Origin of the sequence: Nonomuraea sp. NPDC048916 (genome assembly GCF_040649575.1) — a bacterium.
Taxonomy (GTDB): domain Bacteria; phylum Actinomycetota; class Actinomycetes; order Streptosporangiales; family Streptosporangiaceae; genus Nonomuraea.
In genome coordinates, this window is the sequence record NZ_JBEZFS010000005.1 from 1 (window position 1) to 25,409 (window position 25,409).

23 protein-coding genes, 2 tRNA genes and 1 riboswitch are annotated in these 25,409 nt (G+C 68.1%); of the genes, 12 read left to right on the forward strand and 13 right to left on the reverse strand.

Annotated features, from left to right (window positions below; genetic code table 11):
- Nucleotides 1-436: 436 nt before the first annotated feature.
- The 6 genes from AB0C16_RS05815 to AB0C16_RS05840 form a co-directional block, all read right to left on the reverse strand.
- Entirely contained in the window at nucleotides 437-3,010 is a 2,574-nt protein-coding gene (locus AB0C16_RS05815) for a valine--tRNA ligase (RefSeq protein WP_357679298.1), read from the reverse strand.
- 70 nt (nucleotides 3,011-3,080) lie between these two features.
- Entirely contained in the window at nucleotides 3,081-4,364 is a 1,284-nt protein-coding gene (clpX, locus tag AB0C16_RS05820) for an ATP-dependent Clp protease ATP-binding subunit ClpX (protein ID WP_357679300.1), read from the reverse strand.
- 173 nt (nucleotides 4,365-4,537) lie between these two features.
- Nucleotides 4,538-5,161 (reverse strand): ATP-dependent Clp protease proteolytic subunit, encoded by a 624-nt coding sequence (locus AB0C16_RS05825; RefSeq protein WP_357679302.1) that lies wholly within the window; start codon nucleotides 5,159-5,161, stop codon nucleotides 4,538-4,540.
- An 11-nt stretch (nucleotides 5,162-5,172) separates the two neighbouring features.
- Nucleotides 5,173-5,805: an ATP-dependent Clp protease proteolytic subunit gene (locus AB0C16_RS05830; protein ID WP_189127655.1), complete on the reverse strand. Its 633-nt coding sequence runs from the start codon at nucleotides 5,803-5,805 to the stop codon at nucleotides 5,173-5,175.
- Between the two features lie 279 nt (nucleotides 5,806-6,084).
- On the reverse strand, nucleotides 6,085-7,455 hold the full coding sequence (gene tig / locus AB0C16_RS05835) for a trigger factor (RefSeq protein WP_357679305.1): 1,371 nt from the start codon (nucleotides 7,453-7,455) through the stop codon (nucleotides 6,085-6,087).
- Nucleotides 7,456-7,624: 169 nt separating this feature from the next.
- Nucleotides 7,625-8,491, reverse strand: a complete 867-nt coding sequence (locus AB0C16_RS05840; RefSeq protein WP_357679307.1) for a helix-turn-helix transcriptional regulator — start codon at nucleotides 8,489-8,491, stop codon at nucleotides 7,625-7,627.
- A gap of 301 nt (nucleotides 8,492-8,792) precedes the next feature.
- On the opposite strand from AB0C16_RS05840, the gene AB0C16_RS05845 reads away from it, so the two are divergent.
- On the forward strand, nucleotides 8,793-9,200 hold the full coding sequence (locus tag AB0C16_RS05845; protein ID WP_357679894.1) for an ATP-binding protein: 408 nt from the start codon (nucleotides 8,793-8,795) through the stop codon (nucleotides 9,198-9,200).
- 468 nt (nucleotides 9,201-9,668) lie between these two features.
- On the opposite strand, the gene AB0C16_RS05850 is transcribed toward AB0C16_RS05845, so the two are convergent.
- The 3 genes from AB0C16_RS05850 to AB0C16_RS05860 all read right to left on the reverse strand — a co-directional run bounded on the left by AB0C16_RS05850 (nucleotide 9,669) and on the right by AB0C16_RS05860 (nucleotide 11,082).
- Nucleotides 9,669-10,229: a hypothetical protein gene (locus AB0C16_RS05850; RefSeq protein ID WP_357679309.1), complete on the reverse strand. Its 561-nt coding sequence runs from the start codon at nucleotides 10,227-10,229 to the stop codon at nucleotides 9,669-9,671.
- A gap of 146 nt (nucleotides 10,230-10,375) precedes the next feature.
- Nucleotides 10,376-10,519, reverse strand: a complete 144-nt coding sequence (locus AB0C16_RS05855) for a hypothetical protein (protein WP_357679311.1) — start codon at nucleotides 10,517-10,519, stop codon at nucleotides 10,376-10,378.
- A gap of 407 nt (nucleotides 10,520-10,926) precedes the next feature.
- Entirely contained in the window at nucleotides 10,927-11,082 is a 156-nt protein-coding gene (locus tag AB0C16_RS05860) for a hypothetical protein (RefSeq protein ID WP_357679312.1), read from the reverse strand.
- Nucleotides 11,083-11,238: 156 nt separating this feature from the next.
- Between AB0C16_RS05860 and AB0C16_RS05865 the strand changes: the two genes are divergently transcribed.
- Nucleotides 11,239-11,910 carry a hypothetical protein gene (locus tag AB0C16_RS05865; RefSeq protein ID WP_357679314.1) on the forward strand — a complete coding sequence of 224 codons (672 nt, stop codon included), beginning with the start codon at nucleotides 11,239-11,241 and terminating at the stop codon, nucleotides 11,908-11,910.
- A gap of 75 nt (nucleotides 11,911-11,985) precedes the next feature.
- On the opposite strand, the gene AB0C16_RS05870 is transcribed toward AB0C16_RS05865, so the two are convergent.
- Nucleotides 11,986-12,062 (reverse strand) — tRNA-Pro (locus AB0C16_RS05870).
- A gap of 88 nt (nucleotides 12,063-12,150) precedes the next feature.
- Here AB0C16_RS05870 and AB0C16_RS05875 point away from each other — a divergent pair.
- The 8 genes from AB0C16_RS05875 (at nucleotide 12,151) to AB0C16_RS05910 (ending at nucleotide 19,896) form a co-directional block, all read left to right on the forward strand.
- Nucleotides 12,151-12,221: transfer RNA gene (locus AB0C16_RS05875), tRNA-Gly, on the forward strand.
- Between the two features lie 147 nt (nucleotides 12,222-12,368).
- Nucleotides 12,369-13,709, forward strand: coding sequence for a HAMP domain-containing sensor histidine kinase (locus tag AB0C16_RS05880; protein ID WP_357679316.1), 1,341 nt, complete (start codon nucleotides 12,369-12,371; stop codon nucleotides 13,707-13,709).
- A 26-nt stretch (nucleotides 13,710-13,735) separates the two neighbouring features.
- Nucleotides 13,736-14,365, forward strand: coding sequence for a uridine kinase (locus AB0C16_RS05885; RefSeq protein WP_357679318.1), 630 nt, complete (start codon nucleotides 13,736-13,738; stop codon nucleotides 14,363-14,365).
- A 29-nt stretch (nucleotides 14,366-14,394) separates the two neighbouring features.
- Nucleotides 14,395-15,270 carry an LLM class flavin-dependent oxidoreductase gene (locus AB0C16_RS05890; RefSeq protein WP_357679320.1) on the forward strand — a complete coding sequence of 292 codons (876 nt, stop codon included), beginning with the start codon at nucleotides 14,395-14,397 and terminating at the stop codon, nucleotides 15,268-15,270.
- Between the two features lie 18 nt (nucleotides 15,271-15,288).
- Nucleotides 15,289-16,599 carry a TrpB-like pyridoxal phosphate-dependent enzyme gene (locus AB0C16_RS05895; RefSeq protein WP_357679322.1) on the forward strand — a complete coding sequence of 437 codons (1,311 nt, stop codon included), beginning with the start codon at nucleotides 15,289-15,291 and terminating at the stop codon, nucleotides 16,597-16,599.
- 275 nt (nucleotides 16,600-16,874) lie between these two features.
- On the forward strand, nucleotides 16,875-17,654 hold the full coding sequence (locus AB0C16_RS05900; RefSeq protein ID WP_357679324.1) for a DeoR/GlpR family DNA-binding transcription regulator: 780 nt from the start codon (nucleotides 16,875-16,877) through the stop codon (nucleotides 17,652-17,654).
- Entirely contained in the window at nucleotides 17,651-18,733 is a 1,083-nt protein-coding gene (galT, locus tag AB0C16_RS05905; RefSeq protein WP_357679326.1) for a galactose-1-phosphate uridylyltransferase, read from the forward strand. Before AB0C16_RS05900 ends, galT begins: the two co-directional genes overlap by 4 nt.
- Nucleotides 18,734-18,800: 67 nt before the next feature.
- Nucleotides 18,801-18,938, forward strand: a riboswitch (cyclic di-AMP (ydaO/yuaA leader).
- 4 nt (nucleotides 18,939-18,942) lie between these two features.
- Nucleotides 18,943-19,896 carry a hypothetical protein gene (locus AB0C16_RS05910; RefSeq protein WP_357679328.1) on the forward strand — a complete coding sequence of 318 codons (954 nt, stop codon included), beginning with the start codon at nucleotides 18,943-18,945 and terminating at the stop codon, nucleotides 19,894-19,896.
- Between the two features lie 99 nt (nucleotides 19,897-19,995).
- Here AB0C16_RS05910 and AB0C16_RS05915 read toward each other — a convergent pair whose 3' ends face one another.
- Together AB0C16_RS05915 and AB0C16_RS05920 are read right to left on the reverse strand one after the other, a co-directional pair.
- Nucleotides 19,996-21,132, reverse strand: coding sequence for an ATP-binding protein (locus AB0C16_RS05915; protein ID WP_357679330.1), 1,137 nt, complete (start codon nucleotides 21,130-21,132; stop codon nucleotides 19,996-19,998).
- 1 nt (nucleotide 21,133) lies between these two features.
- Nucleotides 21,134-21,787 carry a response regulator transcription factor gene (locus tag AB0C16_RS05920; protein ID WP_357679332.1) on the reverse strand — a complete coding sequence of 218 codons (654 nt, stop codon included), beginning with the start codon at nucleotides 21,785-21,787 and terminating at the stop codon, nucleotides 21,134-21,136.
- Nucleotides 21,788-21,978: 191 nt separating this feature from the next.
- Between AB0C16_RS05920 and AB0C16_RS05925 the strand changes: the two genes are divergently transcribed.
- Both AB0C16_RS05925 and AB0C16_RS05930 read left to right on the forward strand, forming a co-directional pair.
- The gene (locus tag AB0C16_RS05925) at nucleotides 21,979-22,725 is read left to right on the forward strand and encodes an ABC transporter ATP-binding protein (RefSeq protein ID WP_357679333.1); all 747 of its coding nucleotides are present in this window, start codon (nucleotides 21,979-21,981) and stop codon (nucleotides 22,723-22,725) included.
- A 5-nt stretch (nucleotides 22,726-22,730) separates the two neighbouring features.
- Nucleotides 22,731-24,566 (forward strand): FtsX-like permease family protein, encoded by a 1,836-nt coding sequence (locus tag AB0C16_RS05930; protein WP_357679335.1) that lies wholly within the window; start codon nucleotides 22,731-22,733, stop codon nucleotides 24,564-24,566.
- A 133-nt stretch (nucleotides 24,567-24,699) separates the two neighbouring features.
- On the opposite strand, the gene AB0C16_RS05935 is transcribed toward AB0C16_RS05930, so the two are convergent.
- Nucleotides 24,700-25,398: a response regulator transcription factor gene (locus AB0C16_RS05935; RefSeq protein ID WP_357679337.1), complete on the reverse strand. Its 699-nt coding sequence runs from the start codon at nucleotides 25,396-25,398 to the stop codon at nucleotides 24,700-24,702.
- Nucleotides 25,399-25,409 lie beyond the last annotated feature (11 nt).

A 25,409-nucleotide genomic window follows, 5' to 3' on the forward strand; every position in this document is an offset into this window, starting at 1 on the left:
AACTCTCCAAACAATGCCTGGAAAACAATCCTGGCCAACATCCACTCATGAATGTCAACCAAAGGAATCCGTCACCAAAATGACGGGGTTGTGCATCATGCACTGGCTTTTAACACACTGTTGAGTTCTCAAGAAACGGACGCGTACTCCTAAACTTCAGGAGGCCATACTTCCGTGTGTCCACACTAGCAGATCTGGACGATTCTTGTCAAACCGCCCGATCCGGCAGCTTCCGGACCATCCTCGCTTCGAGGCAACCCTACGAACTTACCCGAACATTTGGCTCATGTCCAACAGATGCTGGTGCATGCCCCACGCCCGGGATTGATCAGAGGGAAGTCAGGGCCAACTGCCCTGCCTTGAAAACTTTACCAGCCTCGACGGAGTCCAAGGTCCAACTTCGGTAACGAATGAGTCTTCCCCTCGTGCGGATAGCTCAAACGCCCAAGGCGGCCAGTTGGGCCTCGAGCCTCGCGATGTCGGCGGTTGCCGCCTCCGCACGCCCTCTGACCTTGGCCACCACGTCGTCGGGCGCCTTGGACATGAACTGCTCGTTGCCCAGCTTGGCCGCCGACTGCGCGGCCTCCTTGCGGGCGGCCGCCAGGTCCTTCTCCAGCCGCTTGCGCTCCGCAACGACGTCGATGGCGCCCACGGTGTCGATCTCCACGGTCACACCGCCCACGCTGAACCGCGCCGTGGCGGTGAACGCCTCGGTCGGCTCCGTCAGGCGCAGCAGCGCGCGAACGGCGCCCTCCTGGGCCGCGAGCGGTGAGCCGGCGAGTCCGAGCCGGGCGGCCACCTTCTGGCCGGGCTTCAGCCCCTGATCGGAGCGGAACCTGCGCACCTCGGTCACGAGCTCCTGGAGCGCATCGATCTCGGCCTCGGCGGCGGGGTCGGCGTAGCGGGGATCGGGTGCCGGCCACGGGGCCACCACGATGGAGTCGCCACCCGTGACCGCTCGCCACAGCTCCTCGGTGACGAAAGGCACCAGCGGGTGCATGAGACGCAGCAGCGCGTCGAGCACGTGCCCGAGAACGAGCCGGGTGTGCTCCAGCCCATCGGCGAGCTGGATCTTGGCCAGTTCGAGATACCAGTCGCAGACCTCGTCCCACGCGAAGTGGTAGAGCAGGTCGGAAGCCTTCGCGAACTCGAACTCCTCGAAGGCGGCGTCAGTGGAGGAGATCACGCTCTGCAGCCGCGACAGGATCCACCGGTCGGCCGCCGTCAGGTCGAGCCCGTCGAGGGGGCCGACCGCCGCGCCGTTCATCAGCGCGAACCTGGTGGCGTTCCAGATCTTGTTGCAGAAGTTGCGCGACCCCGCCGCCCACTCCTCGCTGACCGCGACGTCGGCGCCGGGATTGGCGCCACGGAGCAGCGTGAAACGGGTGGCGTCGGCGCCGAAGCGCTCGATCCAGTCGAGCGGGTCGACCACGTTGCCGAACGACTTGGACATCTTCTTGCCGTACTGGTCGCGGACCATGCCGTGCAGGGCGACCACGCGGAACGGCGGCTCGCCGTCCATGGCGTACAGACCGAACATCATCATCCGGGCGACCCAGAAGAAGAGGATGTCGTAGCCCGTGACCAGGACGGAGGTCGGGTAGAAACGCGCCAGCTCGGGCGTCTCGTCGGGCCAGCCCAGAGTCGAGAACGGCCACAGACCCGAGGAGAACCAGGTGTCGAGCACGTCAGGGTCCTGCACGTAGCCGGCCGGAGGCGTCTCGTCGGGGGCCACGCAGACGACCTCGCCGTCGGGGCCGTACCAGACCGGAATCCGGTGCCCCCACCACAGCTGGCGCGAGATGCACCAGTCGTGCATGTCGTCGACCCAGTCGAAGTAGCGCTTGGCCAGCTCGGGCGGGTGGATGCGGGTGCGGCCGTCGCGCACGGCGTCGCCCGCGGCCTTGGCCAGGGGCGAGACGTTGACGAACCACTGCAGCGACAGCCGCGGCTCGACCACGGTCTTGCAGCGGGAGCAGTGGCCGACCGAGTGGAGGTAAGGGCGCTTCTCCGCGACGATCCGGCCTTCGGCGCGCAGCGCCGCGACGACCGCCGGCCTCGCCTCGAACCGGTCGAGCCCTTGGAAGGGGCCGTGCGCGGTGATGACGCCGCGCTCGTCCATGACCGTGATCGACGGCAGCGAGTGGCGCCGCCCGATCTCGAAGTCGTTGGGGTCGTGAGCCGGAGTCACCTTGACCGCGCCGGTGCCGAACGCGGGATCGACGTGCTCATCGGCGACCACCGGGATCATGCGCCCGGTCAGCGGCAGCTCGACGAGGGTGCCGATCAGGTGCGCGTAGCGCTCGTCGGAGGGGTGGACGGCCACGGCGGTGTCACCGAGCATCGTCTCGGCCCGGGTGGTGGCCACCACGATCTCGTCGGAGTAGCGGATCGAGACCAGCTCGCCCTCGTCCTCGCTGTGCTCCACCTCGATGTCGGACAACGCGGTCAGGCAGCGCGGGCACCAGTTGATGATGCGCTCGGCACGGTAGACCAGCCCGTCGTCGAAGAGCTTCTTGAAGATCGTGTGGACGGCCCGCGAAAGGCCCTCGTCCATGGTGAAGCGCTCGCGCTCCCAGTCGACGCTGTCGCCGAGCTTGCGCATCTGGCCGAGGATCCGGCCACCGGACTCCTCCTTCCACTCCCAGACCCTCTCCACGAACGCCTCACGGCCGAGGTCGTGGCGGGACAGGCCCTGGCGGGCCAGCTCGCGCTCCACGACGTTCTGGGTGGCGATGCCGGCGTGGTCCATGCCGGGCAGCCAGAGCGTCTCGTGGCCCCGCATGCGGGCGCGGCGGCTCAGGGCGTCTTGGATCGAGTGGTCGAGCGCGTGGCCGATGTGGAGCACGCCCGTCACGTTGGGCGGCGGCAGGACGATGCTGAACGGCTCGCGCGAGCTGCCCGGGTCGGCGTGGAAGTAGCCGGCGGACACCCAGCGGTCGTAGCTCCGGGTCTCGACGTCGGCCGGGGTGTATTGGGTGGGCAGCTCTGGCGTTGTCACAGTGACCAATTCTAGGGAAGGGCGAAAGCGAAACGCCCCATGGTGGGAGTCCATGGGGCGCCTGCGTCGCGGCGAGGGATCAGGCGGACTTCTCACGTGGCGTGCGCTGCTGCTTCGCAGCCAGCTGGTCACGTGGCACGAGCGTGGGGATCGCGTGTTCGAGCACGGACTCGCGGGTGATGACCACGCGGGCCACGTCCTTGCGGGAGGGCACCTCGTACATGACCGACTGGAGCACCTCCTCCAGGATGGCGCGCAGCCCGCGGGCGCCGGTGCCGCGCAGGATTGCCTGGTCGGCGATGGCTTCGAGCGCGCCGTCGGTGAACTCCAGCTCCACGCCGTCGAGCTCCAGGAGCTTGCGGTACTGCTTCACCAGCGCGTTGCGGGGCTCGGTGAGGATCTGGATGAGGGCCTCGCGGTCGAGGTTGTGCACCGAGGTGATGACCGGCAGGCGGCCGACGAACTCGGGGATCATGCCGAACTTCAGCAGGTCCTCGGGCATCACGTCGCCGAAGATGTCGGCCGTGTCGACCTCGTCCTTCGACCGGATGATGGCGTTGAAGCCGATGCCCTTCTTGCCGATGCGCGACTCGATGATCTTCTCGAGGCCGGCGAAGGCGCCGCCGCAGATGAACAGCACGTTGGTGGTGTCGATCTGGATGAACTCCTGGTGGGGATGCTTGCGGCCGCCCTGCGGGGGCACGCTCGCGGTGGTGCCCTCCAGGATCTTCAGCAGCGCCTGCTGCACGCCCTCGCCGGAGACGTCACGCGTGATCGACGGGTTTTCGCTCTTGCGGGCGATCTTGTCGACCTCGTCGATGTAGATGATGCCGGTCTCGGCCTTCTTGACGTCGTAGTCGGCGGCCTGGATCAGCTTGAGCAGGATGTTCTCGACGTCCTCGCCGACGTATCCCGCCTCGGTCAGCGCGGTCGCGTCGGCGATGGCGAAGGGCACGTTGAGCATCTTCGCCAGCGTCTGCGCGAGCAGCGTCTTGCCCGAGCCCGTGGGGCCGAGCAGCAGAATGTTGCTCTTGGACAGCTCGAGGCCGTCGTCTCTGCCCCGGTCGCCGGACTGCACCCGCTTGTAGTGGTTGTAGACCGCCACCGAGAGCGCCTTCTTCGCCTTGTCCTGACCGATGACGTAGGCGTCGAGGAACTCGTAGATCTCTCTCGGCTTAGGCAGGTTGTCCCACTTGAGCTCGGAGGACTCGGAGAGCTCCTCCTCGATGATCTCGTTGCAGAGATCGATGCACTCATCGCAGATGTAGACGCCTGGACCGGCAATGAGCTTCTTGACTTGCTTCTGGCTCTTTCCGCAGAACGAGCACTTCAGCAGGTCTCCCCCGTCGCCGATGCGTGCCACCCCAGATACTCCTTTGCGTGGGACCGCCCTGCTCCGCGATCCGTATCCTCCGGACCCGGTCCGAACCGCTCAGGTTTCGACGTTACCGTCTTCTGGGCCCTCAGTGAGCCCCCTGGCGGCGAGTCGCACCGGAACGTGCCCAATTAGGCAGCGCTCCGGTGCGTCACATCTCGTCAGGAAGCAACCGCCTGAGCTCGCTTCTTCCGCGACGGGATGATGTCGTCGATCAGACCATACGCCTTTGCCTCGTCCGCGTTGAGAATTTTGTCGCGTTCGATGTCCTTCCGGACTTCCGCGGCGCTCTTTCCCGAGTGCTTCGCCACGATCTCCTCGAGGAGGGAGCGCATGCGGAGTATCTCGCGGGCCTGGATCTCGATGTCGCTTCCCTGGCCGCCCCCCTCGGTGGAGGGCTGGTGGATCAGCATCCGGGCGTTGGGAAGCGCGAACCGCTTGCCCGGGGTGCCACCTGCCAGCAGCACGGCCGCGGCGGAGGCTGCCTGGCCCAGGCAGACGGTCTGGATCTCCGGCCGGACGAACTGCATCGTGTCGTAGATCGCCGTCATGGCGGTGAAGGATCCACCCGGCGAGTTGATGTAGATGCTGATGTCACGGTCGGGATCGAGCGACTCCAGCGTCAGCAGCTGGGCCATCACGTCGTTGGCCGACGCGTCGTCGATCTGCACTCCGAGGAAGATGATGCGGTCCTCGAAGAGCTTGTTGTACGGGTTCATCTCCTTCACGCCATATGACGTGCGCTCGACGAAGGAGGGGAGAACGTAACGGCTCTGGATGTTCACTTCAACTCCCCCTAAGAGACAGGACCCTGCGAGGGCACCTGCCGCGCGCTGCGCACGACGTGGTCGATGAAGCCGTAGTCCTTGGCCTCGTCGGCCGTGAACCAGCGGTCGCGGTCGGAATCTGCCTCGATCTGATCGAGAGGCTGGCCGGTGTGGTAAGCGATGCGCTCGGCCAGCGTCTTCTTCACGTAAAGCATCTGCTCCGCCTGGATGGCGATGTCGGCGGCGGTGCCACCGATGCCTCCGGACGGCTGGTGCATCATGACCCGCGCGTGCGGCAGCCCGTAGCGCTTGCCCCGGGTACCGGCGGTGAGCAGGAACTGCCCCATCGAGGCCGCCATGCCCATCACAACCGTGGAGACGTCATTCGGCACGTACTCCATCATGTCGTAAATAGCCATGCCCGCACTCACCGAACCCCCCGGCGAGTTGATGTAGAGCGTGATGTCGCGCTCGGGATCGTCGGCCGCGAGCAGCAGCAGCTCCGCGCAGATGCGGTTGGCGATCTCGTCGTTCACCTCCTGACCGAGCACGATGATGCGCTCGCGCAGCAGGCGCTGGTAAAGCTGGTCCTCAAGCCGGAAGGACGAGCCGTTCTCACGGCCTCGCGACTCAGGCTGATAGAAGGTCGGCGGGCTGGTCACAGCGTCACCTTCCGATGCGTCGTAATCGATTGGCTTTGCTTGTGACCTTAACGCGCGGCGCCCCCAGCTCATGCCCGGTCCATGGACTGTTCGCTGACGGCGCAGGTGTCGGTAAGGCTTCGGATGGAACCCCCGGAGGCCCTGGAACGTCGCGCTCGCGGCCGAGTCCGCGCAGCGTGCCTGGGCGGGTGCCGTCGCGGGCTCGGCGACCGCTCCGGACATGCCTGAGGCCTCCGAACCGGCGGGTTCGAAGGCCTCGGGATGACGCCTGGGACGTGACTACGCCTCGGACTTGTCCTCGGCCGGCTCCTCGGTGACCTCTTCGCCGTTGATCTCGGCGTAGATGGCTTTGAGGTCGACGTCGTTGCCCTCGGTGTCGACGACCTTGGCGGCGTCACCGACGACGGACTTGGCCTTGTCACGAACGATCTCGACCATGGCCAGCGTGAGCTGGTCGTTGTCGGCCAGGTGCTGGGCCAGCTGGTTGGGCTGGACGCCCATCTCCATGGCGCGGCGGACGACGAAGTTGGTCAGCTCCTGCTCGGAGACGCCCAGCTCCTCGGACTTGACGATCTTGTCAAGCACGAAGCCGACCTTGATGGCCTTGACGGAGCCGGACTCGAAGTCGGCGAACCGCTCCTCCTCCGTCGTCTGGTAGAGACGGAAGAAAGCGTCACGGCTCAGACCGCTCTCGGCGACCTGGTGGTCGAGGTTGTGCTTGCGGGCGTCGATCTCGGCCTTGAGCGCGCTCTCGGGGATCGGGATGTCGACCTTCTCGAGCAGCGTGTCGAGGGCCTTCTCGCGGGCCTGGACGACCTGGTCGATCAGCTTGTTGCGGCGGGACTGCTCGCGGATGCTCTCCTTGAGCTCGTCGAGCGTGTCGAACTCGCTCGCCATCTGCGCGAACTCGTCGTCGAGCTCGGGCAGGACCTTCTCCTTGACCGTCTTGACGGTGATGATCACGTCGGCTTCCTCGCCGGCGTTCTCACCACCGACGAGCTCGGTCCTGAAGCTCTTCTCCTCGCCCGCGGACATGCCCTCGAGGGCGTCGTCGAGGCCCTGGAGCACCGAGCCGGCGCCGACCTCGTAGGAGACCTCGCTGGCCTGCTGCTCCTCGATGTTCTTGCCGTCGATCTCGGCCCGCAGGTCCATGACCACGAAGTCGCCGGCGGAGGCCGCGCGCTCGACGCCGGTCAGCGTGGCGAAGCGCTGGCGCAGCGCGTCGAGCTGAGCGTCGACGTCGGCGTCGGAGACCTCGGCGGAGTCGACGGTGATCTCGACGCCCTGGTAGTCGGGGACATCGAAGTTGGGCCGGATGTCGACTTCGGCGGTGAACTCGATCTGCTCACCGTCGTCGATCTTCGTGACCTCGATGTCGGGCTGGCTGACCGGGAACACGTCGACCTCGTCGACGGCCTGGCCGTAGAGCTTGGGCACCGCGTCGTTGAGGGTCTCCTCCAGCACCACCGCCCGGCCGAACCGCTGCTCGATGATGCGGGCCGGGACCTTGCCAGGACGGAACCCGGGGACGCGCACCTGCTGCGCGACCTTCTTGTATGCCGCATCCATGCTCGGGCGCAGTTCGTCGAACGGCACCTCGACAGTGAGCTTCACCCGGGTCGGGCTGAGCTCCTCGACAGCGGTCTTCACGGGGTGGTCTCCTTGATCAAGCTTCGAGTGATCGCGGGCGCGTCCATTCGGTACGGCTCACGCGCCGCGCCCACATGAGCGGCACTGGGGCATGCTCCGCGTTGGCGGGATCCGAAGCGCCGTCCGCCAGTCTAGGGTAGACGCCTACCCGACAGCGACGCGACGAGCGTCAGAACTCTCCGGCGATCATCCGCAGCAACTCGACCGTTTCGTCCGGCGTGGTGCTGACGGCGCAGAGCCGCTCCATCACCTCAGTGTACTTGTCGACGTCCTCGCGCTTGTCGAGGTAGAGGGCGCTGGCGAGCTGCTCGACGTAGACCACGTCGGGCAGGTCGTGGTCGGGGAAGCGCAGGATGCTGAACGCGCCGCCCTCGGCGCTGTGGCCACCGAAACTGAACGGCATGATCTGGATCGTGATGGCCGGCTGGCGCATCAGCTCCAGGAGGTGCTCGATCTGGGCCCGCATCACCTCGGTGCCGCCGATCGGACGGCGCAGCGCGGCCTCGTCGATGACCGCCCAGAAGATCGGCCCGTCGGGCCTGTCGAACACGCGCTGGCGTTCCAGCCGGAGGTCGACCCTGCGGGCGATCTCCTCGGCGCCGATGCCCGCCGCTCCCGCCGTGACGACCGCCCTGGCGTACTCCTTGGTCTGCAGCAGGCCGGGGACGAACTGGACTTCGTACGTCCTGATCCGCGCCGCGGCCTCCTCGAGACCCACGTAGGCCTGGAACCACGTCGGCAGGACGTCGTTGAACCTGTGCCACCACCCCGGCTCGTTGGCCGTGGCGACCAGATCGAGCACCGCCGAGCGCGCCTGCTTGTCGACGACCCCGTAGAGCGTCAACAGGTCTGCCACGTCGCGCTCCTTGAACCCGACACGGCCGAGCTCCATGCGACTGATCTTGGATTCGGACCCCCTGATCAGGTGGCCCGCCTCTTCGCGACTTACGCCCTTACCCTCTCTCAGCTTGCGCAGCTGAGAGCCCAGCAGGATACGCAGCGCCGTAGGGCCGGAACCCGGCGGGTTCTGCGTCACTCTGCCTCCTATCAAGGTCCGCACACACACTGACACCTCTTCGGCGCGTATGACAAGGTCTCAACCTGGTGTCCGATTCGGTTATCTACCCCACTGAACGCGCATGCTTCTGCACATTGCACCTGCACGTGCATTTGGGTCTTGCAGCGACCCGGAACCGTGATCCATGATGGTCTAGTGCATATTGGCCAAACATGCACGGATTCGATAGCTATCGGGAGGTATCGGCGGGATGGTGGAGGACCCCTTGGCCACTGCCGACTGCCTGCAGATAACCCGTGAAGTGGGCTTCGAAACCCTGCTGACGGCGCGGAAGCCGTACACAGCCTCGTGCCCGTTACCCTTCCAGGCCGATTCCGTGAAGACCGCCCGGGATGTGACCCGCTCGACACTGCGCGACTGGGGCCTGCCCGAGCTGGGCGACGACGCCGCGCTGGTCGTGTCGGAGCTGGTGACCAACGCCGTCAGGTACGCGATGTACGCGCGCGGCCGTCGCGAGATCCAGCTGCTGCTGATGCGGGTGAGCCCGCACGTCCTGCTCGCCGTGGCCGACCCGAGCGACGAGGTGCCGCGGCCGAAGGAGCCCGACTTCGTCTCCGAAAACGGGCGTGGCCTTTACATCGTCGAAACCTACAGCCAGTGCTGGGGCTGGGACGCGCTCGATCGCGGCGGCAAGGCCGTGTGGGCGCTCTTTCACACGGACTCCTGAGCCGGCCGCCGTTCCTCGATCATCCGATGCCAACCGGTCAGAGCCGGGCTTGATACCCCGGGAAGGGTCGGCGAAGCGAGGCGGCTCGTCACCGCGATTCCCTGCCTGCGTCCGGACGCCCGAAGCCGCCTACGCCAAGGCCGAGGCGGCCCTCCGATAGGCGCGCTCACTCTGAACCACTCGGCCAGGACCTGTTCCATGGGAGAAGGCGGGCCGCGGAGAGGGACAGCCGTGCATCTGGTCACACAGAAGGCCACTCGCGTTTTCCGGTGAGTGGCCTTAGTGCTGATCGGGCAAGTCGGGGCGACAGGATTCTGCGACTTCTTGCTCCCAAGTCAGATCGAACGCCCATTCCTACGGGAGTGTGGCCAGGTCACGGGGCTCGAGACGTCTACTGACGTTCGAGATCATCCACTGCGATTGTCAAGCAGAACGACAAGCAGGCGGGGAGCCGCTACCAGCTCGAAGTCAGCCCTTGATCTTGATACAGGTATGTTCGCGCGCCAGCCACTGCTCATCCATGGGCGCGCCCATGATGGCCTCCGCCGTCATCAGAGACGCCGTGCCGTAATTGGTCTGCCACGCCTCCAGCCCACCAGAGGTGGTGCTCATCCACCCTTCCACCGTCTCCTGATCGGGTGTGGCGTCGTACTCCCACGCGATGCCGTCGAAGGTCACCACGACGTGCCCCTTCTCCATGTAGGTGATCATCGCTGGGCCGAAGTCACTCCAGCCGACGTCCAGGCACACGCCTGCCTGGGAGAGGCGGACTCGCTCGGCGTCGTCCACGCAAGGCAGCCCCGGTTCCATGAGGACGACCCCATGGCCGAGCGCACCGGCGAAGAGGAACGGAATTCCTAGATGGAGATGATCGGACGCGGCCAGGTCGGTCTCGTCGAACGTGGCGGCCGTCACCAGGTTCCGGCCTCCGCCATAGACCGCGAGGACGTCGTCCAGGGTGGCGCCCGTACACCAGGTGATCCAGGTGGTGTTCTCTAAGGCGTCGGCCACCCGTTCGTAGTCAGTCACGGCGTGATCCTGCCGTTCACTACCAAGGCCATCAAGAGCTGGACGCTTCGCTGAGGGACACCTGGGACAGGCATCAATTCGTCCTGTCCCTCGCGAGTGCTTGCGTTCGTACTGGCCGCATTCGTCGCAGATGTGAGTTCCGCCACTCAGGTTCCGCTGCGCCCGATCAGAGCCGTCTGGCACGACAGGGCCAAGGCGAGCGCGGCGCCGTCCCGCTGGCGGACCGTCCTGACCACGCCGAGCAGCGCCATCTCCTGGGAGGCCGGCCCGCGCCACGCGGGCTCACTCACGCCACCGCGTGCGAGCCCCTTCCCAGGGGGAGACCAGGCCATCGCCCGATGACTGGAACGCAACCCCGGTGCCCGCACGGTCGTCATCGACGTCTTCGCCAAGATCCGGGGCACCACTCCGCCCGGCCTATCCGCCTACGACGCCGACTACACCGCCATGGGCCGGGGCCAATATTCCCGGACACTCAAGATGAGGATGAACGCGACGTCCAAGGCGAGGATGTGGCGAAATGAGAAGATCCCGGCAGCGTGAGGCTGACGAGGTCTTGGTGTGCGGGTTGGCGGTTTGAAATGCGTCTTGTCGCTTGGGCTCCTCGTTCAGAGGGTTTCTTCAAAGCCATGGACTCTGAATTACGATCGCGGACTTGCAGGCAGGGACTCCTCCGTAATCGCGGCTGGTCGGGGGTTTACCCGTCCTGCGGGGATTCCGGCCAATACGGGGCCGCCTGCTGGGCGGCAGCGATGGCCGCGCCATCGAGTTCGACGATGCTCAGCTCGATACCGCCGACGGGCCACTCCATGGCGAATTCGAAGCTGTCTCGGGGGGCGAGGGCCAAAGCCATAGCCCAATGCGGGCGGCCGCTTCGCCGCGTGCGGCACTGTCCACGTGGGGACGGGGTCAACTGATTGCAGTTGACTCACCCCAAGCTCCTCCAGCGATGTCTACGCTTGGTTGTCACCACGGCGTGGCGGCGATGCTGCGGTCGAGGAGGGCACCGATGGCGGACAGTACAGCAGACGGCGGCAACGGTGGAGAGCTCCCACCCATCAGGTTCGAAGCCTCCGGCCAGGTGTTTCAGGTCGGTGGAGATCAACACGTCTATTACGGTTCGGAGCCGCGGCCTTCGGCAGAGTCTGAGCTTGCCAAACAGCGCCAATCCTTCTTTTTTGAGTTCCTCCGACAAGCCTTGAAGCAGGCTGAAGCCACGTTTCGTCTCAGTGTGATCTTCATGTCCGCTGGCGCGGCGATCCTGCTCACAGGTGGGGTTTTGGCCCTTATTAACGCGGGGAACCCCGACTGGAGTTATCTCCCCCTACTCACGAGCCTGAGCGGTCTGCTCATCACCACCTGCGGTGGCGCATTCGCCCTCCACGCGAACCGTGCCCGGAAGCACCTGACCGTGCAAGCGGAGCGCATCCATGAGAACATCCAGGCCGATAGTGCCCTTGCTCAGGCTCTTGAGCTGATCGATCGAGTGGACGACCCCGTGCTGCGTGATCGGCTTAAGTCCTTCACTGCCATGCGTGTCCTCAATCTTCAACCCGAGCCCAGCCAGGTAGCGGATCAGTTGTTTTCTGTCCAGCAGCAAAACTCGCCTGAGATCGAACGGCCCGCCTCCGAGCGTAGAGCCCAGCCGAAGCGAGACTGCCCGTCCCGTGACGGCACCTAAACGTGTGCGCCCTGAGCGCGTAGTCAGCGGTTGGACAAGCAGAGGCCCCCTCCACGTCGGAGGGGGCCTCTGGGCTGGTCGGGGCGACAGGATTTGAACCTGCGACTTCTTGCTCCCAAAGCAAGCGCGCTGCCAAGCTGCGCCACGCCCCGTCGCGCCGGTTGCGCACGCGCTCCGCTACTCCGGTACGCTTACGCCCTGACGCCGGATGAAGTCTAGACCAGACTTCGACCGGTTCGCGCGGACGTAGCTCAATGGTAGAGCCCTAGTCTTCCAAACTAGCTACGCGGGTTCGATTCCCGTCGTCCGCTCTCGCGGTTAAGGGCCAGGTCAATCCGTCCGGGATGACCTGGCCTTCGTGATCTCCGGTGGTCCGGGCGCGCCGCGTGGGCGATCGTTGACCAAGCTTTCCTGACGCGCGACTCAGCACGTGCATCACCATGAGTAATGTCGATGGTGTGTTCCGTGTCCGGACGCGCTCGCTGCGCGGACGCGTCACACTCCTCGCCGTGATCGTCGCGGCGTTGGTGCTGATCCCCGTGGGGATCGGCGTGGTCATCCTGACCAAGTCCGTGATCCTCACCAACGCCACCAACGACACGCAGCAGGTCGCCGAGCGCGTCGCGGCTCAGGTGGGGGAGGGGCTGCTGCCGCGCGGCACGACGGTGCCTTCACCTGAGTACCCCGTCAACCTGATCCAGATCGTCGCGCCCGACGGGCGGATACTGGCCACCAGCCAGGAGGCCCGAGCGCTGCCGCGGCTGAGCGATCTGGTGCCGACTCCGGAGACTCACGTTCTCAACGGCCAGACCTGCCTGCGCGACAGGTGCGTCGTGCTGACCGCCGTCCGGGCGTCGATCGCCCCCGACTCCCCCGTCGTCTATGCCGGACGCGTCACGCCCGCGGTGCTGGTCTCGAACGGCACCGACGTGGCGGTGCTGATCGAGACCCTGGTGCTCATCGCGATCGCGGGAGTGTCGGCGTGGCTGATCATGGGCAGGGCCCTGCGACCGGTCGCGCTCATGGGAGCGGAGCTGGACCGGGTCAACGCCAGCGACCTGAGCTCCCGGGTGACGCGACCGCCGGGCGAGGACGAGCTGAGCGTCCTCGCCGACCGGATCAACGGCACGCTGTCCAGGCTGGAGCACTCCGCCGAGCAGCAGCGCCGCTTCGTCTCCGACGCCTCTCACGAGCTGCGCACTCCCATAGCCGCGCTGCGCGCGGAGCTGGAGAGTGCCGAGCTCTATCCGGATGACACCGAGTTGGACGAGCTGGTGAAGAACGCGCTGCGAGACACCGACCGCCTTGAATCGATCGTGACGGATCTGCTGTTCCTGGCCAGGACCGGCTCACGGGTGGACGTGGTCAAGGAGCGGCTGGATCTCGCGGAGCTGGTCCGGGAAGTGCTGTCCAGTCGCGAGGACAGGGTTCCGGTCCAGCAGGAGCTTGCCGAGGGGGTGACGGTCGACGGCGTGAAGGTGCAGTTGGTGAGGGCGTTGACCGATCTGCTGGACAACGCCGAGCGCTATGCCGAGCGGTACGTCCGCGTCCAGGTGAGCCGCAAGAACGGCCAGGCGGTGCTCGCCGTGGAGAACGACGGAGTGGAGATCCCCGAGGCGGACCGCGAGCGTGTCTTCGAGCGCTTCGCCCGGCTGGACACGGCACGCAGCCGCGAGGCGGGCGGCACGGGGCTGGGCCTGCCCATCGTGAAGGGCGTGGCGCTCGCGCACGCCGGCGACGTCAGGGTCGACGACTTCACCGGTGGCGCGAGGTTCGTCATGTGCCTGCCCGCGGTGTGAGATCCACGCCGGGTAGGGTCCCCTGGGTGCGTGCGCGACCGATCTCGCCTGACGCTCTGGCGCGGGAGCTGGCCGAGCGGATCGCCGGGCATCCCCGAGGGTCACGGGTGCGGGTGGTCGTCGACGGGGCTCCGCCCGCTCATCCCGAGCTGTTGGCCGACGCGCTGGTGGCGCCGCTCAGGCTGCGCGGCCGTCCGGTGCTGCGGGTCTCGGCCGCCGACTTCCTGCGGCCCGCCTCTCTCCGGCTCGAGTTCGGCCGGACGGATCCCGACGTCTTCTACGACGACTGGCTGGACACCGGGGCGCTGCTCCGTGAGGTGCTCGAACCCCTGGGGCCGCACGGGTCGGGCAGGGCGCTTCCGGCGTTGTGGGACAGCCGGGCCGACCGGGCCTACCGTCTGCCGTATCAGACCCTGCCGGAGGACGGCGTGCTGCTGCTCGACGGGACCCTGCTGCTGGGCAGGGGCCTGCCGGTGGAGCTGAGCGTGCACCTGTGGCTGTCGGAGGCGGCGCTGGCGCGCGGGACCGCGACCGGGGAACGGTGGCGTCTGCCCGCCTACGCGCGTTACGAGCGCGAGGCGCGGCCCCTGGAGAGCGCCGACGTGGTGATCAGGGCCGACCGTCCGGGCCGACCCGCGCTCCAGGTTGACGGCTGAATCCGGTGAGGCGGCCTAGGTTGGTCGGTATGACTCTCCAGTTCGGCTACTTCCTGGTGCCCAACGCCGACGACCCGGTGGTGGAGTACGCGCGGCTCGCCGACGAGCTCGGCCTGGACCTGATCGGCGTGCAGGACCATCCCTACCAGCGTCGATACGTCGACACCTGGACGCTGCTCAGCGTGATCGCGGCCTCGACCTCGCGGGTCCGGGTCTTCCCCGACGTGGCCTGCCTGCCGCTGCGGCCGCCCGCGGTGCTCGCCAAGGCCGCGGCCAGCCTCGACGTGCTCAGCGGCGGCCGGGTGGAGCTCGGGCTGGGCGCCGGCGCGTTCTGGGACGCCATCGAGGCGTACGGCGGGACGCGGCGTACGCCCAAGGAGGCCATCGGCTCGCTCGAGGAGGCGATCGCCGTGATCAGGGCCGTATGGAGCGGCGAGCGCAACCTGCGCTTCACGGGAGAGCACTACCACCTGAGCGGCGCCCAGTCCGGGCCCGTGCCGGCGCACGCGATGGAGATCTGGCTCGGCGTGGGCGGGCCCAGGGCGCTGGCCCTGACCGGGCGGCTGGCCGACGGCTGGCTGCCCTCGTCCGGCTGGGCGGCGCCCGAGCGGCTGCGCGAGCTCGGCGCCCGGATCGACGAGGCCGCCTTGGAGGCGGGCAGGCGACCGGGCGACATCCGCAGGCTCTACAACGTCAACGGGACGATCACCGGCGGCGCCTCCGAGGGCTTCCTGAAGGGACCGGCCGGGCAGTGGGTGGACGAGCTGACCGATCTGGCGCTCGGCCACGGCATGGACGGTTTCGTGTTCTGGCCGGAGGGCGACCAGAGGCGGCAGCTCACGATCTTCGCCGAGGAGGTCGTGCCGGAGGTTCGCCGTCAGGTGGCCCTGGAACACGAGGGGTAACCGAGGCAGACTGGTGCGGTGATCCCGAACCACTGGTACAACATCGTCCCAGACCTTCCCTCCCCGCCACCGCCGCCGCTGCATCCGGGCACCCGGGAGCCGGTCGGGCCGGACGATCTGGCACCGCTCTTCCCCATGGAGCTGATCGCCCAGGAGGTGAGCACCGAGCGGTTCGTCGCCATCCCGCAGGAGGTGCTCGACGTCTACCGGCTGTGGCGGCCGACGCCGCTGCTGCGGGCGCGCAGGCTGGAGAAGGCGCTGGGCACTCCCGCCCGGATCTACTACAAGTACGAGGGCGGCTCCCCCGCCGGCTCGCACAAGCCCAACACCGCGGTGCCGCAGGCCTACTACAACGCCCGCGAGGGCGTTCGCAAGCTGACCACCGAGACGGGCGCCGGGCAGTGGGGCAGCTCGCTGGCCTTCGCGTGCGCGCAGTTCGGCCTGGAGTGCGAGGTCTGGATGGTGCGGGCCTCCTATGACCAGAAGCCCTACCGCCGCTCGCTCATGCAGGTGTACGGCGCCACGGTGCACGCCAGCCCGTCACCCGTGACGAGTTCGGGCGCCAAGGTCCTGGCCGACGACCCCGGCTCGACCGGCAGCCTCGGCATCGCGATCAGCGAGGCGGTCGAGGTGGCGGCCGCGGGCGATGACGTCCGCTACGCGCTCGGCTCCGTGCTCAACCACGTGCTCATGCACCAGACCGTGATCGGTGAGGAGGCGCTCCAGCAGTTGGAGGAGATGCCCGATCTGATCATCGGCTGCACCGGAGGCGGTTCCAACTTCGGCGGGCTCGTCTTCCCCTTCCTGCGCGAGAAGCTGGCCGGGAAGATCAATCCGACGATCCGCGCGGTGGAGCCCGACGCCTGCCCGTCGTTCACCCGGGGCGTCTACGCCTACGACTTCGGCGACACCGCCGGGTTCACCCCGCTGCTGAAGATGCACACCCTGGGCCACGACTTCGTGCCGGACCCGATCCACGCGGGCGGGCTGCGCTATCACGGGATGTCGCCGCTGCTGTCTCACATGTACGAGCTGGGCATGTTCGAGGCGGTCAGCAGGTCGCAGAGCGAGTGCTTCGAGGCGGGTGTCCGCTTCGCCCGCACCGAGGGCATCGTGCCGGCGCCCGAGCCGACGCACGCGCTGGCCGAGACCATCGCCGAGGCGCTGCGCTGCAAGGAGACCGGCGAGGAGAAGGTGATCCTGACGGCGCTGTGCGGCCACGGCCACTTCGACCTGGCCGCCTATGACCGCTACCTGTCGGGGGCGATGGAAGACTTCTCGCTCCCCCAGGAGCGCATCGACACGGCCCTCATGGGGCTTCCGGGCTAGCCGGCACCCCGGCGGTGCCGCCCGTGGCGAGCAACGTCTCGCCACGGGCGACCTGCCGTCAACGCGCCGTCGGGCGCTTGCCGTGGTTGGCCTTCTTCTTCTTGCGAGCCTTGCCCTTGCGAGCGCGCCTGGCCATGGCCTCTCCTCGGTGATCGAGCGGGATGCGATCTCCAAAGTCTCGCGCCTCCGGCCCGGGCACAAGCCGTCCGCCGGACCTAACATTCTTCAACATATTCATGTCATAATTTGGTGGAATCTGTTGGAAGGAGTGGGGCGTGCTCGCACAGCAGCGGCAGCAGACCATCCTCGAACGCGTGCGCAGCAGCGGCGGCGTCCGGGTGGCCGACCTCGTGCGCGAGCTCGGCGTCTCCGACATGACGATCCGCCGCGACCTTGAGGTGCTGGCCGAGCGCGGCCTGCTCGAGAAGGTGCACGGCGGCGCCACGGCCCTCGGCCCCGGCTCCACCGAGGAGCCGGGCTTCACCGCCAAGTCGGCCCGCCAGCAGCAGGAGAAGGACGCCATCGCGCGCCGTGCCGCCCAGTTGGTGCGGCCGGGCACGGCCGTGGCGCTCTCGGCGGGCACCACCATCTGGGCGCTGGCCCATCATCTGATCGGCGTGCCCGAGCTCACGGTCATCACGAACTCGATCCCGGTCGCCGAGGTCTTCCACCGCAACCCGCGGGCCGACCGTACGGTCGTGCTCACCGGCGGCGTCCGCACCCCCTCCGACGCGCTGGTCGGGCCCGTGGCGGTGGCCGCGATCCGCCGCCTGCACGTGGACACGCTCTTCCTCGGGGTGCACGGGATGGGGGTGCGCGCCGGGTTCACCACGCCCAACCTGCTCGAGTCGGAGACCGACCGGGAGCTGGTGGCGGCGGCGCACCGGCTGGTCGTCCCCGCCGACCACACGAAGTGGAACACGGTCGGGATCAGCACGATCGCCGAGCTGACCGAGGCCGACGTGGTCATAAGCGACGTGGCCCTCCCCGGAGATGCGCGTCTCGAGCTGGCCGAACGGGTCGGCGAGCTGATCATCGCAGAGGATTCGCCGTGAAACGGACCATCACCCACCTGGCCGATGGGCGCGAGCTGATCTACTTCGACCGGCGCGACGACGCCGACCGGAGCGCGATCGACCGGCGACCGCTCGATCCCCGGCCGGTGGCGTCGGAGCTGCGTTACGACCCGCTGACCGAGGAGTGGATCGCGGTGGCGGGGCACCGGCAGACCCGGACGTTCCTGCCTCCGGCTGACGAATGCCCGTTGTGCCCGTCGTCCGACACGCGAGCCTCGGAGATCCCGGCACACGACTACGACGTGGTGGTGTTCGAGAACCGCTTCCCCTCCTTTTCCGGAAATTTCGGTGTTTACGAGGATGCAGGGGGGCTGACCGAGGTCCGTCCGGGGGTGGGGCGATGCGAGGTGATGTGTTTCACCTCCGATCACTCCTCGTCGTTCTCCCGGCTGTCTCCCGCGCGGGTCGAGCTCGTGATGGACGCCTGGGCGGACCGTACGGCCGAGTTGTCCGCCCTGGAGGGCGTGGAGCAGGTGTTCTGCTTCGAGAACAGGGGCGAGGAGATCGGCATCACCCTGACGCACCCGCACGGGCAGATCTACGCCTACCCGTACGTCACTCCCCGGACGAAGCTGCAGCTCGGCGCCGCCTCCCGCTACGCGGCCGGGCACGGGGGCGCCAACCTGTTCGCCGACGTGCTGGCGGCCGAGCGCGCCGCGGGAACCCGGGTGGTCGCCTCCAACGAGCTGTGGACCGCCTTCGTGCCGGCCGCCGCCCGCTGGCCGTTCGAGGTGCACGTGTATCCGCACCGGCGGACACCCGACCTGGCGGCGCTGTCGGAGGAGGAGCGGGCCGCCTTCGCCCCGCTCTACACCTCGGTGCTGCGGGCGCTCGACGGGCTGTTCGACGTCGCCATGCCGTACATCTCGGCCTGGCACCAGGCACCCGTACGACAGGACCGCGAGCTGGCGTACCTGCACCTGGAGCTGTTCAGCATCAGGAGGGCCCCCGGGAAGCTGAAGTATCTGGCAGGGTCGGAGTCGGCCATGGGCGCGTTTGTCAACGATGTGCTGCCCGAGGAGGCCGCCCGGATGCTTAAATCACAGGTAGATCACTAATTGGTTTCCGGTTGGAGTCGCATGACTTCAGTTTTACTACTAATATCCCTTCTGCACCGGCCACAACTGCCGTTGCAGGCCTAATCCCGGGTGCGTCACCCGGGAGCCGGGGACCCACCGCATCTGGGGTGTATCCACTTCGGTGGTAAGGCAACTCCCTTGCCCGAACCCGTCAGCTAACCCGGTCGGCAGAGGGAGAGGACACTCACGTGGCGGCTGCGTTCCCCACGCGTCTTGCCATCGGCCTCATCGCCGCCGCGGCACTGGCCTTCGGCTCAGCGCCCGCGTCGGCAGCGCCGAAACCAAGCGAATCCCAGCTCCGGGCCGAGCTGAAGGGCCTGAACAAGAAGGTCGACAAGCTCATCGAGGCCTACAACCTCAAACGGGTCGAGCTGGCCAAGGCCCAGCGGGACGCGGCGACCGCCAAGGAACGGCTGGCGAGCTCCGAAGAGGCGCTGACGACGGCCGAGAGGCGGGTCGCCGAGATCGCCCGGTTGCGCTACCAGAACGCCGAACTCTCCCTGCCGAGCGTGCTGCCTCCCACCAGCGGCGGCAGCGCCGCGGTGCTCGAACAGCTGACCGCCGAACAGCAGGCCGTTGTCAAGGGCGTGGTCGACGCCCGCGACGAGAAGAAGAAGGCCGCCGAGGCCGCCGCCGCGCTCGCCGCCAAGGTCAGCTCCGACACGACCGAGGTCGCCAAGCAGCGCGACGAGGCCGAGGACGTCATCAAGGACATCGAGAAGAAACTCCGGGACCTCATCCCGGTCAGCACCGGCCGCCGCTCCAACGGCACCTGGGCGCCCGAACTACCGTCCGGCTCGGACAACATCACCGCCCGTACCCGCGCGATCCGGGCGCTGATCCAGAAGAACTTCGCGCTGCAGTACAGCGTGGGCTGCTTCCGCTCGGGTTCGAGCGGCGAGCACCCGCTGGGACGCGCCTGCGACTTCATGATGAGCACGGGCGGATCCATGCCGAGCGCCGGCAACCAGGCGCTGGGCGACCGCATCGCCGAGTGGGCCGTGCAGAACAGGGCCAAGCTCGGGGTCAAGTACGTGATCTGGAGGCAGCGCATCAACCACGGGTCGGGCTGGAGCGGCATGTCCAACCGGGGCAGCATCACCGAGAACCACTTCGACCACGTCCACATCTCGATGCACTGAAAAGGACGAACAGCAAGGGAGCGACAGCCTCTGGTCCGTGGCCCGGCGACGGCCGGTTCCCGCCTGGAAAGAGGGTCGGGTCGGCCGAGGTGGCCGGCTTCACGGGCCCGGTGTGATCGTGGGGAACGCGATGTCGACGGCGAGGCCACCGTCGGGGCGGGCGACGGCGGTGAGATTCGCCTTGTGGGCTCGCGCGATCGCGCGCACGATCGACAGCCCGAGACCGTGATGGCCGTCGTCGGCAGTACGATGCAGCCGCTGGAACGGCTCGAACAGCCGGTCGACCTGATCGGGCGGGATGACCTGGCCGGTGTTCGCCACGGACAGGACGACCCGCCCGGCCTCGCGGCGTACGCCGATCTCGACAGTGCCGCCGGGCACGTTGTAATGGATCGCGTTGTCGCAGAGGTTGGCCAGCAGATGGGCGAGCAACACCTGGTCACCCGAGATCCGCACCGGCCGGAGCGCGCTCTGCACCCGCAGGCCGCGCCGCTTCACGTCCGGCGCCCGGTCTTGGAGTGTCTTCTCGATCAGGCCGGTGAGGTCCACCGGCTCGTCCCGGCTGTGGGCGTCCTCGCTGCCTGACAGGGTGAGCAGCGACTCCAGCAACCGTCCCCGCTGGTCGGTGATGGCCAGCAGCCGCTCGAAGTTGGCCCGGAACGATTCCAAGCTGGCCGCGGGGTCGATCAGCGGCTCCTCCAGCAGCGCGCGTTCGACGGTCAACGGCGTCCGCAGTTCGTGGGCGGCGTTGGCGACGAACCGCTTGTGCGCGTCGAGAGCGGTCTCCAACCGGCCGAGCAGCCCGTCCACCGTGTCTGCGAGGTCTGTCAGCTCGTTGCGAGGGCCAGGCAGGGACAGCCGCTCGTGCACGTTGCGTTCGGAGATCTGGTGCAGGCGTTCGGTCATGGTCAGCACCGGACGCAGCATGCGGCCGGCGATCAGCCAGCCCAGCAGTAGCGAGAACACCGCCATGATCGCCAGCGCGACGCCGGGCAAAACCAGCATCTCTGCGGAGAGAGCGCGGACGTGGGGTGCGGTCCCGCCGTCGCCCGCCCCAGGCGGGCCCGGGTATGGCAACGGGCGTGCGGGCGGCCCGCTCAGCGGCCGCACCAGGCCCAGGTTCAGGCTGCTGGCCAGGGCGTACATGATGACCAGCAGAACGGCGCTGGAGACCACCGAAACCAGGCAGTACAGCAGTGTCAGCCGGAGTCGGAGACGGCGCCGACCGAACTGCACGTCAGATCCGGTAGCCGGCTCGGGGGACGGTCTCGATGACCGGTGGGTCGCCGAGCTTGGCACGCAGCCGGTTCATCGTGGCTTTCACCGTGGTGGTGAACGGATCGGCGGCCTCGTCCCAGACCCGGTCGAGCAGTTCCTCCGCCGACACCACCCGACTGCCGCAGCTCAGCAGGTGCTCCAGAACGGCGAACTCCTTCGGGCTCAACGACAGGCGGCCCCCGGCCCGGGTAGCGGTCCGCTGTGCCGGGTCCAGCCGCAGGTCGCCGTGGACCAGGACAGGTGGCGCGGCGGGCCGGGAGCGTCGGCTCACCGCCCGGATCCGGGCCACCAGTTCGGCGTAGGCGAACGGCTTGGGCAGGTAGTCGTCGGCCCCCAGACTCAGCCCTTCCACCCGCTCGGCCAGCGTGCCCGAGGCGGTCAGCATGAGCACCCGGGTCAGCGTTCCGCGGTTGATCAGGGCCCGGCACACGTCGTCACCGTGCACCACGGGAAGGTCCCGGTCCAGGACGATGACGTCGTACTCGACCACCGTGGCCCGATCCAGCGCTGACCCGCCGTCGTAGGCGACGTCGACGGCCATCCCTTCCCGCCGCAGCACCCGGGCCACCGAGTTCGCCAGGTCGGGTTGGTCTTCAACCACGAGTACCCGCATCACCGCACCTCCCCGTGAACGTCGGCTGCCGGTCCGACACTAACCGCGCGCCCGTCACAGCCCGGTCACAGCGGCGCGGACTGTGCCGTGACCGGCCGCCGCGTAGAACTTGTCCGGTGACAGCGCATGTCGACGAGGGCGGGAGGACGCCCAGCCATGTGAGAAGAACTGGATCACCGAAGGAGTGGATCGTGAGCAATGCCGCCGACACGCCCTTGCTGAGCGCCCGCGGGTTACGGAAGGAGTACGGCAAAGGGGAAGGGCTGGTACGCGCCGTCGACGGGGTCGATCTCGACGTCAGCGCGGGAGAGACGGTGGCGATCATGGGGCCCAGCGGCTGCGGTAAGTCCACGCTGCTGCACCTGCTCGGCGGGCTGGACCGGCCCTCGGGCGGCGAGGTGTCGCTGAAAAACCGGCGCATCGACAACATCAGCGAGAAGGCCCTGGCCAGGATGCGGCGGACCGACGTCAGCTACGTCTTCCAGTCCTTCCACCTGATGGAGGAGCTCACCGCCGTCGAGAACGTCGAGCTGCCGGCGCTGCTCGCCGGACGCTCGCCGCGGGTCGCCCGGCGGCGCGCGGAGGAGCTGCTGGATCAGCTCGGGCTCGCCGGCCGGTCGCGCTCCCTGCCCTCCGCGCTCTCCGGCGGCCAGCGGCAGCGGGTCGCGGTCGCCCGGGCGCTGAGCAACGAGCCGCTGGTCGTCCTCGCCGACGAACCGACCGGAAACCTGGACAGCTCCGCCACCCTGGACGTCCTCCAGCTCTTCAAGGACCTGCACGAGTACGGGCAGACGCTGGTCATCGTCACCCACGACTCGCGGATCGCGGCCACCGCGGACCGGAAGTTCTCGATGCGCGACGGCACGCTCGTGGACGAGACCCGGCTGACCGGCGGCACCACCGGGCAGCTCGGCGCGCTCGTCGGGCTGGAGGACTGACCGGAATGGGCCGCATCCTCCTCGTGATCCGTCTCGCCCTGCGAGACCTCCGGCGGCGCCGCACCGAGGCCGCGCTACTGCTGATCGCCATCCTGGCCGCCACCACGACGCTGACGCTCGGGCTCGTCCTGCGCGATGCGGCCAGCGACCCGTACGAGAGCACCCGGGCGGCGACCAAGGGACCCGACGTGGTCGCCAACGTCGGCCAGGCCGCCGACCTCGCCGGCCTCGCGGAGCTCGGGAAACTGGCCACCGCCTCCGGCGTCACCGAGCACAGCGGACCGTACCCCGTCATCGCGGGGAGGCTCGAGGCGTCCGGCCGGACGTCGGACGTGCAGGTCGAAGGGCGCGACGCCACTATCGCGGCGGTCGATCAGCCCGAGGTGACGCGGGGCGGTTGGGTCAGCGACGGCGGCGTGGTGCTCGAGGCCGCCTTCGCCAACTCGCTCGATGTGGGCGTCGGTGACTCGGTCACCCTGGGCGGTAGGTCGTTCAAGGTCGTCGGCGTCGCGGTCACCGCCGCCATGCCGCCCTATCCCGGGGCGTCCTGCATCGTCGCCGCCGGCTGCATCAACGGCGCCATCCCCGACGACCGGGACCTGCCGGCGGGGTTGCTGCGCAATCCCGGGCTGGTCTGGCTCACCCAGGCGGATGTGCGGAGCCTCGCCTCGGACCGAAGCTCCCTGTCCTACGTGATGAACCTGAAGCTGGCCGCCCCGGACGAAGCCCAGGCATTCGTCGACCGGAACGGCGGCGATCATGGCGGCGCCATGCCGATGCGGACCTGGGAGAGCATTCTCGCCGACGCCACCGACCTGGCCCGGGACTCCCAGATCCTGCTGATGATCGGCGCCTGGCTGCTCGGCCTGCTCGCCGTGGCCAGTCTCTCGGTGCTGGTCGGCGGCCGGATGGCCGATCAGACCCGACGAGTCGGACTCCTCAAGGCAGTTGGCGGCACCCCGAGCCTGGTCGCTGCCGTGCTGCTCGCGCAGTATCTCCTCGTGGCCGTCGTCGCGGCCGCGGCCGGGCTGACGATCGGAGCGCTGACCGCTCCGTTGCTCACCGAGTCCAGTGCCGGCCTCGTCGGCAGCGCGGACACGCCGTCGTTGACCTGGTCCACGATCGGTCTGGTGACCGCCGTGGCACTCGGAGTCACGGTGGTGGCGACCGCTGTTCCGGCCGTGCGCGCGGCCCGCGCCAGCACCGTCAGCGCACTGGCCGACGCGGCACGCCCACCCCGCCGCACCGGTTGGCTGATCACTCTCTCGGCGCGACTGCCCGTCCCGCTGCTTCTCGCTCTGCGGGTCGCCGCCCGCCGGCCGCGACGAGTCGTGCTGGGTATGGTCAGCATCGCGATCACCGTCAGCGGGATCTACGTCCTGGTGGTGCTCAACGCCTTCCTCGCCATCCAGCCGGACGCCGGCGGATATGACGAGAATCAGGTGGAGACGCTGCGGCACGTGCTCCTGGTCTGGACGGTCATCCTGCTCTCCCTGGCAGCGGTCAACGCCATCGTCATCACCTGGGCGACGGTGCTCGACAACCGGCATGCGTCGGCGCTGGCACGCGCCCTCGGCGCCACCCCGCAGGAAATGACCGTCGCCCTGGCGGCCGCGCAGGTGCTGCCCGCGCTCGTCGGCGCCGTCCTGGGTGCCTTCCCGGGAGGTTGGGCGCTGTTCGCCGCCATCAACACGATCACCGGCGGCGACAGCGAGAAGGCCACGCTTCCCGTGCCCTGGCAGCTGATCGCCATGGTGCTGGCAACCGTGCTCGTGGTGGCGGCGCTCACCTCTGTTCCCGCCCACCTTGGCGGTCGCCGTCCCGTGACCGCGACTCTTTGAGCCGTGTCCAAATGATTCCAAAGGGTCTGCCAGAGCTTGTCGGTCGGCGACCTCCGCGAGGGACGATTCACGCGGAGGCAGGCCGCCGGGGTAAGGAAGGCTTGACCGCGGCTGGGCCCGGCGAGCTTGGTGATCATTGCGGCGACGGGTGGACGAGCCCGCCTTCGTAGGCGGCGATGACGAGTTGGGCCCGATCGCGGGCGTGCAGTTTGGCCAGGAGCCGGCCGATGTGGGTCTTGACCGTGCCGACGGTGAGGTGAAGGTGCTCGGCGATCTCGGAGTTGGACATTCCCTTGCCGATGAGGGTGAGCACCTCGCGCTCACGCTGGGTGATGTGGTTGAGGTCTCGCACGACCGGGGCGAGGTGAGGGCCTCGCAGGAATTCGGCGATGAGCCGGCGGGTGACGGTGGGCGCCAGCAGTGCTTCGCCGGAGGCGACGACCCGGATGGCGGCCAGCAACTCGGTCGCGGTGGCGTGCTTGAGGAGGAAGCCGCTCGCACCTGCCCGTAGCGACGCGTAGACGTATTCGTCCTGATCGAACGTGGTGAGGATCAGTACGCGCACGCCGGGACTGGCCGGGTCGGCGCAGATCCGCCTGGTCGCCTCGATGCCGTCCATGTCTGGCATGCGCACGTCCATGAGGACGACGTCGGGTCGCCGCCGGCGGGCCAGGAGCACGGCTTCGGCGCCGGTGCCCGCCTCGCCCACGGTGGCCAGCCCCGGTGTGGTGTCGATGAGGACCTTGAGGCTGTCGCGTACCAAGACCTGGTCCTCGGCGAGCAGCACCCGGATGGGCGGGGACGGATTGTGCGGGGCGGCGTCGATGCTCATGTCACGACGCT

What these genes read in the sequence shown, in the direction of transcription:
- AB0C16_RS05935 (WP_357679337.1), bottom strand. Translation starts at nt 25,398, where the DNA reads ATGAGCATCGACGCCGCCCCGCACAATCCGTCCCCGCCCATCCGGGTG.
- AB0C16_RS05930 (WP_357679335.1), top strand. Translation starts at nt 22,731, where the DNA reads ATGGGCCGCATCCTCCTCGTGATCCGTCTCGCCCTGCGAGACCTCCGG.
- AB0C16_RS05865 (WP_357679314.1), top strand. Translation starts at nt 11,239, where the DNA reads ATGGCGGACAGTACAGCAGACGGCGGCAACGGTGGAGAGCTCCCACCC.
- AB0C16_RS05860 (WP_357679312.1), bottom strand. Translation starts at nt 11,082, where the DNA reads ATGGCTTTGGCCCTCGCCCCCCGAGACAGCTTCGAATTCGCCATGGAG.
- AB0C16_RS05920 (WP_357679332.1), bottom strand. Translation starts at nt 21,787, where the DNA reads ATGCGGGTACTCGTGGTTGAAGACCAACCCGACCTGGCGAACTCGGTG.
- AB0C16_RS05890 (WP_357679320.1), top strand. Translation starts at nt 14,395, where the DNA reads ATGACTCTCCAGTTCGGCTACTTCCTGGTGCCCAACGCCGACGACCCG.